The sequence below is a fragment of the Bifidobacterium thermacidophilum subsp. thermacidophilum DSM 15837 genome, from assembly GCF_000426425.1.
Classification (GTDB): domain Bacteria; phylum Actinomycetota; class Actinomycetes; order Actinomycetales; family Bifidobacteriaceae; genus Bifidobacterium; species Bifidobacterium thermacidophilum.
Genome location: NZ_AUFI01000014.1, coordinates 63,373 through 78,042 on the forward strand (window position 1 = coordinate 63,373; position 14,670 = coordinate 78,042).

Here is a 14,670-nt window from a genome sequence, read left to right on the forward strand (position 1 = left end):
ACCGAATGCTGCCCGTGCGGCAACCAATTGCGTGAAAAATCGCTTCTTCAGGCTTGGTCGGCGCTGTCATCCGCTTCGATGGTCGCGTCCATCAACGCCTGTCTGATGTCAAGCGCGATGGCTTCCGTCGCCGCGGAGAGGTTGGAGATATCCGGCCCGTTCTTGGCGATGAAGCGCGACACCGTGACCAGGACATTGCCTTTGGTGCCCTTGAATACAGTGCGCAAATCGTCGGCTTCCGCTCCTTGCCACCCGTATCCGGGTGAGAGAATCGGTCCGGTGAACTGGGACGGGTCGATGCCGCTTTCGTCAATCCACTGGCCGATGGTCGCCCCGATAATCAGGCCAACTGAACCCATGCCGGGCATGGTGTCGTTGAATTTCTGCGCGGTACTGGCAATACCGTAGGCGACGGTTTTGCCTCTGTACTCGCCTTTTTGGCGAATCGCCGTTTGCAGGCTCGCACCTTCGGGATTCGATGTGAGCGATGCAACGAACACTCCCCGCCCGTTGTCAAGCGCTTCGTCAATCAGACCGCTCAATGAGCGTGCACCATAATACGGCAATAGAGTAATCGCATCAGCGAGCAACGGCGCACCCGGCTTGAAATATGCGTCCGCAAGGGCGGAAATCGTAGTCGGAAGACCGCCGTGCAGGCAATCGACGATAGTGATGATGCCCATCTGCCGCGCGGCGAACAACACCCGTTCCAGTGCCGCGATGCCCTTGGAACCGTACCGTTCGAACATCGACTCCTGGAATTTGACGGCAGCGGCACGGCCATTCGCAGCCTGAAGCATGCGCATGGAGAACATCTCCGCGCCGCTGGCGTCAACATTGTAGCCCCAGTCAGTCAGTAGCTTGCGATGCGGGTCGATGCCCACGCATAACGGGCCATAATGGTCCATCGATATGCGCAGGCGCACACCGAACTCCGATCTCATCGCTTTGCGTTCGCTGTCAGTGGGGCTGCTGCTCATTGGTTGTCACGCTTCTCAATCGCGAAGAGCTGACGGGCATGTTCCTGAATGCTCATCACCTGATAATCGTTCTTCTTGACCGCTTCAATTGCCATAAGCACCGCGGAGAATTCAGTCATTGTGGTGAATTGAGGCAGGTCAGCCGCGATTGCCGCAGCGCGGATCGAGTAGCCGTCGGCGCGCGATCCTCGAGAGTTCGGCGTGTTGAGCACCATATCGATGGTGCCGTCCTCGATAAGCTCCACGACATTCTTGCCGACGCTGCCCGGGGCGTGGACGACGTGGGTCTGGGCGTTGCCGTCACTATCGAGCCGGGTCGACAACTTGTCGACGATTTTCGATTCAATGCCGTAGCGGCGAAGGACCGATGCAGTGCCTTCTGTCGCCCAAATCTTGAAGCCGAGCTCGACCAGACGGCTGGCGAACAGTGGCAGCTGACGCTTGTCCATATCGTTGACCGAAATGAACACATTGCCGCCGGTGGGCAGGCCGCCATCGTACGCGGCGAGCTGGCTCTTGGCGAAGGCGTGCGGGAAGTCGCGGTCGAAGCCCATGACCTCACCTGTCGAACGCATTTCCGGTCCAAGCAGGATGTCCACGGTACGGCCAACCGGCGTACGGAACCGCTTGAACGGCAGCACGGACTCCTTGACGGCCACCTGCTGGCCGGGGTGGATGTCACCGCCGTCGCCCTTCGGCAGCAACAGACCGTTGGCTCGCTGCTGGGCGATGGTTTCACCGACCATGATGCGGGCCGCCGCCTTGGCCAAGGACACGCCCGTTGCCTTTGAAGCGAACGGAACGGTACGCGAGGCTCGCGGGTTGGCTTCGATAACGTACAGGGTGTTGGCCATGAAGGCGTACTGCACGTTGATGAGGCTGCGCACACCGCAGCCCTTCGCGATGGCGTAGGAGCCTTCACGCAGGCGGCGGATCTGATCGTCACTGAGCGTGCTTGGAGGCAGGGTGCATGCGGCGTCGCCGGAATGCACGCCCGCTTCCTCGATATGTTCCATGATGCCGCCGATGTAGAGTTCCTCGCCGTCGAACAGCGCATCAACATCGATTTCGATGGCGTCCTGCAGGAACTTGTCGATAAGCAGCGGGGAGGGCAGACGCCCGGAGACGACCATATCGGCCTTCGCCTCGTTGAGCGCACGGCTGACGTACTTTTCAAGCTGGTCATCGTCGTACACGATTTCCATGCCGCGGCCACCGAGCACATAGCTCGGGCGGACCAGCACCGGGTACCCGATGTTATGTGCCGCTTCACGGGCTTCGTCAAGGCTGAGTGCCGTACCGTAACGAGGCGCGTTCATATGCTCCTTGCGCAGCACCTCGCCGAACAGCTCACGGTTCTCGGCCAAATCAATCGATTCGGGCGAAGTGCCCAGAATCGGGACGCCGGCGGCCTTGAGACGCGCGGCAAGGGACAGCGGGGTCTGCCCACCAAGCTGGACGATGACGCCCTTAATCGGACCCATCTTCTTCTCGGCTTCGTAGATTTCGAGCACGTCTTCGAAGGTCAGCGGTTCGAAATACAGCCGGTCGGACATGTCGTAATCGGTGGACACGGTCTCCGGGTTGCAGTTGACCATGATCGTGTCGTAGTCCTTGCCGAGCTCCTGCACCGCGTGCACGCAGGTGTAGTCGAACTCGATGCCTTGTCCGATGCGGTTGGGCCCGGAACCAAGGATGATCACGGCTTCGCGGTCGCGCTTGCGCAGCTCGGTTTCGTCCGCATAGCAGGAGTAGTAGTACGGCGTCGCCGCGTCGAATTCAGCGGCGCAGGTGTCAACCGTCTTGTACACAGGTCGGATGCCGTAGCTCCAGCGCAGCTCGCGGACGGTGTTCTCCCCTTCGTCGCCGAGAGAGCGCAGGTGTGCGATCTGCACATCGGAGAGACCGGACTGCTTGGCTTTGCGAAGCAGGCGGGGTGAAAGCGTCTCCGCTCCCCTGATTTCCATGGCAGTGCGGTTGATCAGGGCGAACTGCTCCAAGAACCACGGATCGATCTTTGTAGCGTCATAGAGCTGTTCGACAGTTGCACCGCCCCACAGTGCGCGCATAATCTGCAAGTAGCGCTGTTCGGTGGGGATCTTCGCTTCAGCGAGCAGCTGCTCGACTTCCTGCTGATCAGGCTTATCGCCGTCCCAGTTGAAGCTCATGTGGCGCTTGTCGATGGAGCGCATCGCCTTGCCAAGCGATTCCTGGAAGTTGCCGCCGAGCGCCATGGCCTCGCCGACGGATTTCATCGACGTGGTCAGCGTGGGATCGGCTCCCGGGAACTTTTCGAAGGCGAAACGCGGGACCTTGGTCACCACGTAGTCGATGGTCGGCTCGAACGACGCCGGCGTGGACTTGGTGATGTCGTTCTGGATTTCGTCAAGCGTGTAGCCCAGCGCCAGCTTGGTCGCGATTTTCGCGATCGGGAAGCCGGTCGCCTTCGATGCGAGGGCGGAAGAACGCGAGACGCGCGGGTTCATCTCGATGACGATGATGCGGCCGGTCTTGGGATGGATGGCGAACTGGATGTTGCAGCCGCCGGTGTCCACGCCCACGCCACGGATGATTGCGATGCCGATGTCGCGCATGCGCTGGTATTCACGGTCCGTCAGGGTGAATGACGGCGCCACGGTGATGGAATCGCCGGTGTGCACACCGACCGGGTCGACGTTCTCAATCGGGCAGACGACCACGACGTTGTCCTTGCGGTCGCGCATGAGCTCGAGCTCGAATTCCTTCCAGCCTTCGATACCTTCCTCAAGCAAGACTTCGTCGGTCGGTGAATAGTGCAAGCCGGCACCTGCAATCCGGTGGAGCTCCTCCTCGTTATGGGCGATGCCCGAACCGAGGCCGCCCATGGTGAAGCTCGGGCGCACGACAATCGGGTAGCCCAACTCGGCGACGATGTCGTCAACCTCCTTCATGGAGTGGGCGATGGCGGAACGCGCGGATTCTGCGCCGCAGCTGTCGACAACCTTCTTGAACAGTTCGCGATCCTCACCACGGTCAATGGCTTCGAGCGACGCGCCGATGAGTTCGACATTGTATTTCTTGAGGACGCCAGCCTCGCCGAGCGCGACCGCGGCGTTCAACGCAGTCTGGCCGCCCAGGGTCGGCAGCAGGGCGTCGGGGCGTTCCTTGGCGATGATCTTCTCAAGGATCGGGGTGGCAATCGGCTCGATGTAGGTGGCATCGGCCATCTCCGGATCAGTCATGATGGTCGCCGGGTTGGAGTTGACGAGGATGACCCGAACGCCTTCTTCGCGCAGCACGCGGCACGCCTGGGTGCCGGAATAGTCGAATTCTGCGGCCTGCCCGATGACAATCGGGCCGGAGCCGATGACCATGACGGATTTGATATCGGTGCGCTTAGGCATTGGCGTTTTCCTCCTTGGCGGAACGCATGAGCTCAACAAAACGGTCGAAGAGGTAGGAAGCGTCGTGGGGGCCGGCAGCGGCCTCGGGGTGGTACTGCACGGAGAAGGCCGGGATATCTTCGCATTGCAGGCCTTCTACGACATTGTCGTTGAGATCGATATGCGAGACAAACACCTTGCCGTACTTGCCGTCCCCGTAGGGCGCATCCACCGGCTGGCCGACCGGGGCGTCGACCGCGAAGCCGTGGTTGTGCGCGGTAATCTCAACCTTGCCCGTGGTCAGGTCCTTGACCGGCTGATTGACGCCGCGATGGCCGAATTTGAGTTTGTATGTGCCGAAGCCAAGTGCCCTGCCCAGCAGCTGGTTGCCGAAGCAGATGCCGAAGAACGGGTATCCTGCGTCCAATACCTGACGCAGCAGATTGACTTCCGGATCGGCCTGTTCAGGGTCGCCCGGACCATTGGAGAAGAACACACCGTCAGGGTGGAGGTCTTCGAGTTCTTTGAAGGTGATGGTGGAAGGAACGACATGCACACGGCACCCTCGTTCGGCCATGCGGTGCGGGGTCATGCCCTTGATGCCCAGATCCACCGCGGCGACGGTGAACAGCGGCTCCTTGCCTTCAAATTGGCCACACGGCTCGATGGTGTACATCTGCTCGGTGCTGACCTCGTCATACAGGCTCATGCCTTTCATCTGCGGAATGCCACGCACTTCGTCGATCATGGACGCAACGCTACGCGGCTTGCCCGTTCCGCTGTCGATCAGAGCGTCGCCTGAGAAGATTCCTGCACGCATGACGCCTGCGGAGCGCAGGTGGCGCACCAGTTTTCGGGTGTCGATGCTGCTGATGCCGACGATACCGTTGCCGGTCAGATCATCGTCAAGACTTCCCGTGGCGCGCCAATTGCTCACGTTCGGGCTGGGGTCGCGCACCACGTAACCGGCGACCCAGATTCGGGAGGATTCGGGATCCTCCTTGTTGATTCCGGTATTCCCGATGTGTGGGAACGTCTGCACCACAATCTGGCGATCGTAGCTCGGGTCGGTCAGTGTCTCCTGGTATCCGGTCATGCCGGTCGTGAAGACGATCTCCCCGTGGGTCGTACCGATTGCGCCGTACGGCTCGCCGACATACACTTGCCCGTCTTCGAGGACAAGTACTGCATCATCAAGTGAGAAATCCACGGCTTCGGAATCGTTCTGGTTCACCAAAACCCCCTTATTCTTTGGGTATTCGTACGAAGGATACCGGCCGGCTGGGACTCTCACGCCGGCCGATGCCCGGTGTCAGTTGGTCGTGTGCTGGTCTTGCGGCGAGTCCTCATGCGAATCATCCGATCCGGATGCCGTTCCCGAATCGTTGGGAACCGTATCCGTCGATTCGCCATCGGATGCCGTCTGTTGTGTGGGCGGCTCCGAGTCCTCGGCGTCATCGATGCCCGATGCCTCAGGCGCGTCGCCTTCGGGCTGAGACTCCGATTGCTCGCGATGCCGTTCCAACTCGGCCTGATGGGCGAGGTGCTCTTCTTTTACACCGCAGATGGCGCTGAGCAATCCGTGGATGAACGATGTCGAACCTTCGTCGCTCAACGTCTTGGCGAGACTGATCGCCTCGTCGATAGCGACTTTGTCCGGCACTTCGTCGTGGTACAGGATCTCCCAGGTGGCGATGCGCAGGACGTTGCGATCGACAACGGCCATACGCTTGACTTTCCAGCCGGTGGAATGTTCGTCGAGCAGATGGTCGATCTCTCCACGGTGCTCAGCGACGCCGCGGACAATTTCAATCGCATAGTCGGGAAGCGGTGATTGCGTACCGGGGTTGGCGATGCGCTCAGCAAGAAGGGACAGGATATCCTGTCCCTTCTCATCCGCTTCGTACAACGTGTTCAGAGCCCTCTTACGGGCGGTGGAACGTGCCATGAAACCTCAAATCCTCGCTCTCAGTTCTCACGACCGAGGTAGGAGCCGTCACGCGTGTCGACCTTGACCTTCTCGCCTTCGTTGATGAACAGCGGAACCTGGATCTCAGCGCCGGTCTCGACGGTCGCAGGCTTGGTGCCCGCGTTGGAGCGGTTGCCCTGCAAGCCCGGCTCGGTGTGCGTGATGGTCAGGATGACAGAAGCCGGCAGCTCGACGCTCAGCGGAGTGCCGTCATGGAAGCTGACGATGCAATCGGTGCCTTCGAGCAGATACTTGCTCTGCTCGCCGATGAGCTCCTTCGGAATCATGATCTGGTCATACGTGGTCATATCCATGAACACGTAGTTGTCACCGTCCTCGTAGGAGTACTGGAGGGTGCGGTTGTCGACGGTCTCGAATTCCATCTTCATGCCGGCGTTGAAGGTCTTGTCGACGATCTTGCCCGACAGCACGTTCTTGATGGTGGTACGCACGAAAGCGGGCCCCTTGCCCGGCTTGACGTGCTGGAACTTAATGACCTGCCACAGCTGGCCGTCGAGATTCAGAACAGAGCCGTTCTTGATGTCATTGGTAGTTTGTGCCACGTGTATTCACCTATTCTTCAGTTACTTGAGGCAAAACAAAAAATGCCTTGCCCATTATGCCACAACGAGTTGACCGCAAAACAGGCGCGATTCATTCCGACTACGGCACAGCAACGACACCCTCACGCGGCGATGCCGTGAACCCCTGATAGGACGGCTGACGGCCCCTGCCCTTCCACCAGGAAGGATTCGTCGATATCCGCGATGCGAGACACTCCTGCGGAGTTCATGGTGTGAGCCAGCTCATCGGTGATGCGCTCAATCATTTTCGTGATGCCGTCCTCTCCCCCGGCAGCTGCGGCCCACTGAATGGGACGCCCCAGACCGACCGCGTTCGCCCCAAGCGCAAGCGCGCGGAAGACGTCACCGCCGGTGCGGATACCGGTATCAGCGAAAATTTCGGCATCGCGCCCGAGCGCGCGGCGTATTCTGGGCAGCGCATACGCCACAGGAACGACACCGTCAACTTGGCGTCGTCCATGATTGGATACCATGACACCGGCCGCTCCTGCATTCATCGCTGTGACGGCGTCCTCGGGACGCATCACCCCCCTTGACGTACACCGGCAGCCCCGATATTTCCTTGAGCCATTGGATGTCCTTCGGGGTAATGGATGTCGCGAGGTTGAGCGTCCAATCGGTCATATGCATGTCCGGGAAATTGCCGCTTGCCCCTTCCCATGTGCCGTCGATGCCGTTGCGGAATCCGAAGTCGCGGCGATAACCCGGGCAGTCCAAAGTCAACATGAGTGCCTTGGCACCGGACGCCACGGAACGTTCGATGAAAGCCTCGGAAACCTTATGGTTATCGAACAGGTAGACCTGCTGCCACCAGTCGCCTTGTGCCTCAGCAGCGAAATGTTCTACGGGCTCTGATGCATTCGTCGGGTAGACGATGAACGTGCCGGCACGGTCCATGCCGTTTTGTGAGGTAATCTCCCCATTCTTGCTAGCTAGCCGGTGGTATGCGGTAGGCGCTCCGAAAATCGGCGTGGAGATGGTACGCCCACCGATGGTGACAGACGTATCGATGTCCCCTACATTGTGGAACGCCCGCGGCAGGATACCGAAACGCCGCCACGCCAAAGTGTCGATGTCACGATGTCCGCCGTCGATATCTGCATTGCCGTCCTCATACTGCAATCCTGCTTCGGTCATGTTTGCCGTCGCCTGTGCGTGTATCGCGGTCCAATCCATATTCTCACGTCCTCTCATCTGCTGTGCCGGCTGTCTGCGGTATCGTGACATGACGACTGCCATCTGTGATGTAGGGAACATTAGAGTGCGGGCGTAAGGAATCCGTATGACATTCCGCGATGCGGCCCGGTCAGGGTATCGCTTCTTTCGATAGCTGGTATTCGGTCCCATAATTGCCAAGGCCAGAATCGCTGGGTGGGTATGCCGGGTACATGCATGAGGAATGACAATGATTTACCGGGAATCACCGGGGGATGTACCGGGAATGACCAGAAATTGCTGGGAATGACCAAGATTGGGCGGAATGACCGGGGAAATGAAAACGCCCCCGAGGATAACCTCAGGGGGCGTTAACGCTACTTCAGCGTGTCAGGGAGTACCTGCGATATGCAGACTACTCGATGATCTTGGTCACACGACCGGAGCCGACGGTGTGGCCACCTTCACGCACAGCGAAGGTGAGGCCCTCTTCCATGGCGACCGGCTGGATCAGCTCGACCGTGAAGGTCGCGTGATCGCCAGGCTGGACCATCTCGACGCCTTCCGGCAGGGTGATAACGCCGGTGACGTCGGTGGTGCGGAAGTAGAACTGCGGACGGTAGTTCGAGAAGAACGGCGAGTGACGGCCGCCCTCGTCCTTGGTCAGGACGTAGACTTCGCCCTCGAACTTGTGGTGCGGGGTCACGGAACCCGGAGCAGCCACGACCTGGCCACGCTCGACCTGGTCACGGTTGATGCCGCGGAGCAGCAGACCGGTGTTGTCGCCAGCCTCGGCCTCGTCCATCTGCTTGTGGAAGGTCTCGATTGAGGTGACGGTGGTCGTCTGGGTGTCACGCAGACCGACGATCTCCACGTTGGAGTTCACCGGGAGCTTACCACGCTCAACACGGCCGGTCACCACGGTGCCACGGCCTGAGATGGTGAAGACATCTTCGATCGGCATCAGGAACGGCTTGTCGAGATCGTGGACCGGGGTCGGGATGTAGTCGTCGACGGCATCCATAAGATCCTTGACGGTCTGGACCCACTTCTCGTGATCCGGAGCATCGTCGTGCAGGGCGCCGTACGCGGAGGTACGGATGACCGGGCAGTCACGATCGAAGCCGTTCTCGTCGAGGAGGTCGCGGACCTCTTCTTCGACGAGGTCGATCAGCTCTTCGTCGTCAACCATATCGCACTTGTTCAGAGCGACCAGGATGCGCGGCACGCCGACCTGGCGAGCGAGCAGCACATGCTCGCGAGTCTGAGCCATCGGGCCGTCGGTGGCAGCCACAACGAGGATGGCGCCATCCATCTGAGCAGCGCCGGTGATCATGTTCTTCACGAAGTCGGCGTGGCCAGGGCAGTCCACGTGAGCGTAGTGGCGCTTCGCGGTCTGGTACTCGATGTGGGCGATGTTGATGGTGATACCACGCTGCTTCTCTTCAGGAGCGGCGTCGATCTGGTCGAAGTCATACTCCGGGTTGAGATCCGGATACTCCTCGTGCAGCACCTTGGAGATGGCGGCGGTCAGGGTCGTCTTGCCATGATCGACGTGGCCGATGGTGCCGATGTTAACGTGCGGCTTAGTACGCTCGTACTTTTCCTTTGCCATGTGTGTCCTCCTGGACGTCTCGTAGTTTGCCTGTGCGATCTTCGCACAAAGCACTCGCTACATATTACTGGGTTTCTGGGTTGTGTGCCACATCAGAGCCCGAACCCAGTCAACGTTTGTCTATTCTAGCGCTGACTGGGGACAGGGCAAGTCCGATGTGGCTCAGTGTGTCACTCGCCGCGCTGGGCCTTGATGATCTCGTCCGAGACGGCCTTCGGGACCTCTGCGTACGAATCCATCTGCATGGTGAACATTGCGCGACCCTGCGTCTTGGAACGCAGATCGCCGATGTAACCGAACATCTCGGAGAGCGGAACCTTCGCGTCGATGACCTTCACGCCGGTGGCGTCGGTCATGGACTGGATGGAGCCACGACGGGCGTTCAGGTCACCCATGACGTCGCCCATGTACTCTTCCGGCGTACGGACTTCGACGGCCATAATCGGCTCGAGGATGACCGGCTTGGCCTTCGGAGCAGCTTCCTTGAAGCACATGGAGCCGGCGATCTTGAACGCCATTTCCGAGGAATCGACATCGTGGGTCTGGCCGTCGGTAACGGTCGCCTTGACGCCGACCACCGGGAATCCGGCGAGCACGCCGGACTGCATGGCTTCCTGAACGCCAGCGTCGATTGCCGGGATGAACTCCTTGGTGATGTGGCCGCCGGTAACCTCGTTGACGAACTCGTAGGTCTTGCCGGAAGCCGGATCGATCGGCTCGAAGTTCATGAGCACCTTAGCGAACTGGCCGGAACCACCAGTCTGCTTCTTGTGGGTGTACTCCTGGTTCATGACGGCCTTGCGGATGGTCTCGCGGTACGCGACCTGCGGCTTGCCGACATTTGCCTCAACCTTGAACTCGCGACGCATACGGTCGACGATGATGTCGAGCTGGAGCTCGCCCATGCCGGAAATCAGCGTCTGGCCGGACTCTTCGTCGGTCTTGACGCGGAAGGTCGGATCCTCGTCGGACAGCTTCGCCAGAGCGATGCTCATCTTCTCCTGATCGGCCTTGGTCTTCGGCTCCACGGCGACCTCGATCACCGGGTCGGGGAAGGTCATGGAGGTCAGGGAGATCGGGTTCTTCTCATCGCACAGCGTATCGCCGGTCGTCACGTTCTTCAGACCGACGAAGGTGTAGATGTTGCCGGCTTCTGCGGCGTCGACCGGGTTCTCCTTGTCGGCGTGCATCTGGAAGATCTTGCCGACGCGTTCCTTCTTGTCCTTGGTGGAGTCGAGGACGGTGTCGCCGGGCTTGACGGAGCCGGAGTAGACACGCACGAACACGAGCTTGCCGTAGAACGGGTGGGTCGAGATCTTGAAGACCAGCGCGGAGAACGGATCGTCCATAGTCGGCTTGCGGTCGATTTCGACGGATTCGTCGCCGGGCTTGAAGCCCTTGATGGCCGGGATGTCCTCAGGGCTCGGCAGGTAGTCGACGACTGCATCGAGCATCGGCTGCACGCCCTTGTCCTTGAACGCGGAACCGCAGGTCACCGGGAAGGCCTCGCGTGCGATGGTGAGCTTGCGGATCGCGGTACGAATCTCGTCCTCGGACATTTCGCCGGATTCGAGGTACTTCTCGAGCAGATCCTCATCGGTCTCGGCGCACGCGTCGAGCAGTTCGGCGCGATACTGTTCGGCCTTGTCCTTGAGATCATCCGGGATGTCGACGGTGTCGTAGTGCGCACCGAGATCATCCTTGACGTCGTTCCAGACGTAAGCCTTCATACGGACCAGGTCGACGACGCCGGCGAAGTCGTTCTCAGCGCCGATCGGCAGCTGAATGACGAGCGGCTTGACGCCCAGCTTGTCCTTGATGGTCTGCACGGAGTAGTAGAAGTCGGCGCCGAGCTTATCCATCTTGTTGATGAAGCAGATACGCGGAACCGAATACTTGTCAGCCTGACGCCACACGGTTTCGGACTGCGGTTCCACGCCTTCCTTGCCGTCGAAGACGGCGATGGCGCCATCAAGCACGCGCAGGGAGCGCTCCACCTCAGCGGTGAAGTCCACGTGGCCAGGGGTGTCGATGATGTTGATCTGGAACTCATCGTCCACGTCGTGGGTCTGACGATGCCAGAAGCAGGTGGTTGCAGCGGACTGAATGGTGATGCCGCGCTCCTGCTCCTGAGCCATGAAGTCCATCGTCGAAGCGCCATCGTGCGTCTCACCGATCTTGTAGTTCTTGCCGGTGTAGTACAGGATGCGTTCGGTGGTGGTTGTCTTACCGGCATCGATGTGAGCCATAATGCCGATGTTGCGGACCTTATGCAGGTCGGAAAGCACGTCCAGTGCCATAAGTGTTCCTTAGCTCTTGTTCTCTTCGGTCAATTACCAGCGGTAATGAGCGAACGCCTTGTTGGCCTCCGCCATCTTGTGGGTGTCCTCGCGACGCTTCACTGAAGCACCGAGACCGTTGGACGCGTCGAGAATCTCGTTGGCGAGGCGCTCGGCCATGGTCTTCTCGCGACGAGCGCGGGAGAAGTCGGTCAGCCAGCGCAGCGACAGCGTATTCGCGCGAGCAGGCTTCACCTCGACCGGGACCTGGTAGGTCGCACCGCCGACGCGGCGGGAACGGACCTCGAGGCTCGGGCGGATGTTGTCGAGTGCGCGCTTGAGCACAGCAACCGGCTCCTGATCGGTTTTCTCTTTGACCATATCAAGAGCTGAATACACGATGTCCTCAGCGATCGACTTCTTGCCGTCGAACAGGATCTTGTTGATGAGCTGCGCCACAACGGTCGAACCGTAGATCGGATCGGGCAGCACCTGATGCTTCTTAGCGGGTCCTTTACGTGACATATCTCTTACTTCGCCTTCTTTGCTCCGTACAGGGAACGACCCTGCTTGCGGTCCTTGACGCCCTGGGTATCAAGCGCGCCACGCACGATGTGGTAACGCACGCCCGGCAAATCCTTCACACGGCCGCCACGCACGAGCACGATGGAGTGCTCCTGCAGGTTGTGGCCTTCGCCGGGGATGTAAGCGGTGACTTCGATGCCCGAGCTCAGACGCACACGAGCGACCTTACGCAGAGCCGAATTCGGCTTCTTCGGGGTGGTGGTATACACACGGGTGCACACGCCACGGCGCAGCGGGCTTCCCTTCAGGGCCAAAGTCTTGGACTTCTTCGGCTTGGCCTTACGTCCCTTGCGGACAAGTTGTTCAATCGTAGGCAACTTCAGTTCTCCGATTCATTGATACTGTTGTTCAGGTGAAGCCGCCGCGCTGCAGCCCCATGCATCCGTTGATCGGAGACAAGAAACAGCCACAGTCCACCGGCCCGATGGCCCGTCTTCCTCCTGCCGCCACGTTACCGCGCGCAATCTAACGGATTCCGGGATATCCCAGCGCCCATGCCTGTTACATAAGGCATGCCGCTGGCACACACGAATTTTTACTATATCATCAGACTGGATTCGACACGCCAACGCATCCACCAAAGAGTCCTGACTTCGCCCCTCCCCCGATGTCAACCCTATCCGATCGCCGGCAGACGGTCGCCACTTCACTTCTACCGACACTCAGCCGCCCCTGGCGTCGGCAGAAAATGTCGTTCCGCCTCCGCCGACCCTAAAGGCTCAGTCAGAGTCCGCAGACGGTTATTGAGGCTACTCGGTATGGGTTCCAGCACCAGGAAGACCCATGGGCCTAACCCTTTGGAATCCCGCAATCGGTTGATCCCAGGAAAAATGAGGTGGCCCCCGCGATGCCGGACTGCATCCGCGGGGGCCACCCTGGAAGGAGGTGATCATCATGTCCAACGCCGCGCCACCTTGCGCGGCAACCTAAACCTTATGCCATTCACCAACACAACATACCTAGCGCCTCATGCGCTTGTTACGCCAGCTGGCTTCAGCGGCCCGGCCTACCTTGCCGTACTGCCCGTGCCGCACATAATCATCACCAAATTCAGTTTTCGATATTCAATTATCTCGAAGGCGCTGCACCTGCCCTTACGGGCTTGCGCTCCATTGGATCCCGCCGACTTGCTCGACTGGATCCAACTCCGGCCTTCACTTGTAATTATACCGGATTTGCGCAGACTGGCAGAAAAAGAAACGCCGGATTCGTGACGGCGGAACACGACGGGCAGGCCGCCGTATAAAGCTTCGTGACACCGCTCCCGCGGGTTATTGGCGAAAATGTGTGTCCGGAATCGGGTGTGGGGGTTGTCCTGCCGGGCGTGCCGCGGTTCCGGATCCCCACGCCGCCACTTTCGAGCCCGGCCGGAATGTGTGTCCGGAATCGGCGCGGACCCGTTGCGGCGCAAGGCATGCGGGCGGTTCGAATGCACCGCGCCGCGTATGCCACGGCATACATCACGCGCCTGATGGAAGGCCTTCCTGCCGCTCTGGGGGCGGTAATGCCGGTTTGCGTATGCCCCGGCATACGCCGCACGGCAGACGCGGGACATCACGTCCCGTCCAGAGGCGATATGCCGAGTTACGTATGTCCGAGCATGCGCAAGCCGCGGGACACGGCGGCGCGCCGCCGCTTCCCGCCGACATCTGTCCGGCTTCGCATGCCACGGCATACAGGGTGCGCACGCAGGCCGGAACGATGATCCAAGCCCCTATACACACCACCACCGGACACACATTCCGGTATATAACCCCAATAACCCGGTTTGCGAGAGCGACGATTGCGGGCATATAGGAACCAAAGTTATTGCTTATAATCCCCGCAGGCGTTGTGCCCGTAAGCGTGTCGGGGTGTCGGACTTGGTTCCTGTGTCTTCATGGGGTGATGAGGACACGATCGAACAGGGCCCCGGAGTGTGGATTGTGCGGGGCGAGGATGAAGAAGAACGGCCATGACCGGCTCGGACGCCAACGCTGGATGTGCCCGGGTTGCAGGACGACGGGCGCGGTACGTGACCTGTCCAGGCGCAGACGCGCCGAGCTGGCGGAGTTCCTCGGCTGGCTGCTCGCGCCATCGCCGCAGCCGTCCGGGTCGCGCGCGTTCCGCAAGAGGACCTCCTGGTGCTGGGGCCTGCGCCC

Annotated in this window: 11 protein-coding genes and 1 pseudogene; 1 reads left to right on the forward strand and 11 read right to left on the reverse strand. The window is 60.2% G+C overall.

What is annotated here, in order from left to right; genetic code table 11:
* Positions 1–47: 47 nt before the first annotated feature.
* The 11 genes from pyrF to rpsL all read right to left on the reverse strand — a co-directional run bounded on the left by pyrF (position 48) and on the right by rpsL (position 12,846).
* Positions 48–980 carry an orotidine-5'-phosphate decarboxylase gene (gene pyrF / locus K315_RS10810; RefSeq protein ID WP_029577144.1) on the reverse strand — a complete coding sequence of 311 codons (933 nt, stop codon included), beginning with the start codon at positions 978–980 and terminating at the stop codon, positions 48–50.
* Complete coding sequence (gene carB / locus K315_RS0108955; protein WP_029577145.1) at positions 977–4,363, reverse strand: carbamoyl-phosphate synthase large subunit; 3,387 nt, start codon at positions 4,361–4,363, stop codon at positions 977–979. The genes pyrF and carB overlap by 4 nt, the downstream gene beginning before the upstream one ends.
* Positions 4,356–5,576 (reverse strand): glutamine-hydrolyzing carbamoyl-phosphate synthase small subunit, encoded by a 1,221-nt coding sequence (gene carA, locus K315_RS0108960; protein WP_029577146.1) that lies wholly within the window; start codon positions 5,574–5,576, stop codon positions 4,356–4,358. The genes carB and carA overlap by 8 nt, the downstream gene beginning before the upstream one ends.
* Before the next feature lie 78 nt (positions 5,577–5,654).
* Positions 5,655–6,290 carry a transcription antitermination factor NusB gene (nusB, locus tag K315_RS0108965; RefSeq protein WP_029577147.1) on the reverse strand — a complete coding sequence of 212 codons (636 nt, stop codon included), beginning with the start codon at positions 6,288–6,290 and terminating at the stop codon, positions 5,655–5,657.
* Between the two features lie 20 nt (positions 6,291–6,310).
* Positions 6,311–6,874 (reverse strand): elongation factor P, encoded by a 564-nt coding sequence (gene efp / locus K315_RS0108970; RefSeq protein WP_015450694.1) that lies wholly within the window; start codon positions 6,872–6,874, stop codon positions 6,311–6,313.
* Positions 6,875–6,996: 122 nt separating this feature from the next.
* On the reverse strand, positions 6,997–7,368 hold the full coding sequence (locus K315_RS0108975; protein ID WP_244874301.1) for an alpha-hydroxy-acid oxidizing protein: 372 nt from the start codon (positions 7,366–7,368) through the stop codon (positions 6,997–6,999).
* Positions 7,337–8,032 (reverse strand): alpha-hydroxy-acid oxidizing protein, encoded by a 696-nt coding sequence (locus K315_RS0108980; protein WP_044091205.1) that lies wholly within the window; start codon positions 8,030–8,032, stop codon positions 7,337–7,339. Before K315_RS0108980 ends, K315_RS0108975 begins: the two co-directional genes overlap by 32 nt.
* A 433-nt stretch (positions 8,033–8,465) precedes the next feature.
* Entirely contained in the window at positions 8,466–9,665 is a 1,200-nt protein-coding gene (gene tuf, locus K315_RS0108985) for an elongation factor Tu (protein WP_029577150.1), read from the reverse strand.
* Between the two features lie 170 nt (positions 9,666–9,835).
* Positions 9,836–11,965, reverse strand: coding sequence for an elongation factor G (fusA, locus tag K315_RS0108990; protein ID WP_029577151.1), 2,130 nt, complete (start codon positions 11,963–11,965; stop codon positions 9,836–9,838).
* Between the two features lie 33 nt (positions 11,966–11,998).
* Positions 11,999–12,469 (reverse strand): 30S ribosomal protein S7, encoded by a 471-nt coding sequence (gene rpsG, locus K315_RS0108995; RefSeq protein WP_029577152.1) that lies wholly within the window; start codon positions 12,467–12,469, stop codon positions 11,999–12,001.
* Positions 12,470–12,474: 5 nt separating this feature from the next.
* The gene (gene rpsL, locus K315_RS0109000) at positions 12,475–12,846 is read right to left on the reverse strand and encodes a 30S ribosomal protein S12 (protein WP_004269067.1); all 372 of its coding nucleotides are present in this window, start codon (positions 12,844–12,846) and stop codon (positions 12,475–12,477) included.
* A gap of 1,621 nt (positions 12,847–14,467) precedes the next feature.
* Between rpsL and K315_RS10970 the strand changes: the two are divergent.
* A pseudogene (locus tag K315_RS10970) lies at positions 14,468–14,670 on the forward strand (IS256 family transposase); the annotation flags it as partial.

Excerpts from the sequence above, each read along its gene's own strand:
- carB (WP_029577145.1), bottom strand. The coding sequence starts at position 4,363 with ATGCCTAAGCGCACCGATATCAAATCCGTCATGGTCATCGGCTCCGGC.
- rpsG (WP_029577152.1), bottom strand. The coding sequence starts at position 12,469 with ATGTCACGTAAAGGACCCGCTAAGAAGCATCAGGTGCTGCCCGATCCG.
- K315_RS0108980 (WP_044091205.1), bottom strand. The coding sequence starts at position 8,032 with ATGACCGAAGCAGGATTGCAGTATGAGGACGGCAATGCAGATATCGAC.
- nusB (WP_029577147.1), bottom strand. The coding sequence starts at position 6,290 with ATGGCACGTTCCACCGCCCGTAAGAGGGCTCTGAACACGTTGTACGAA.
- tuf (WP_029577150.1), bottom strand. The coding sequence starts at position 9,665 with ATGGCAAAGGAAAAGTACGAGCGTACTAAGCCGCACGTTAACATCGGC.
- K315_RS0108975 (WP_244874301.1), bottom strand. The coding sequence starts at position 7,368 with ATGGTATCCAATCATGGACGACGCCAAGTTGACGGTGTCGTTCCTGTG.
- pyrF (WP_029577144.1), bottom strand. The coding sequence starts at position 980 with ATGAGCAGCAGCCCCACTGACAGCGAACGCAAAGCGATGAGATCGGAG.
- fusA (WP_029577151.1), bottom strand. The coding sequence starts at position 11,965 with ATGGCACTGGACGTGCTTTCCGACCTGCATAAGGTCCGCAACATCGGC.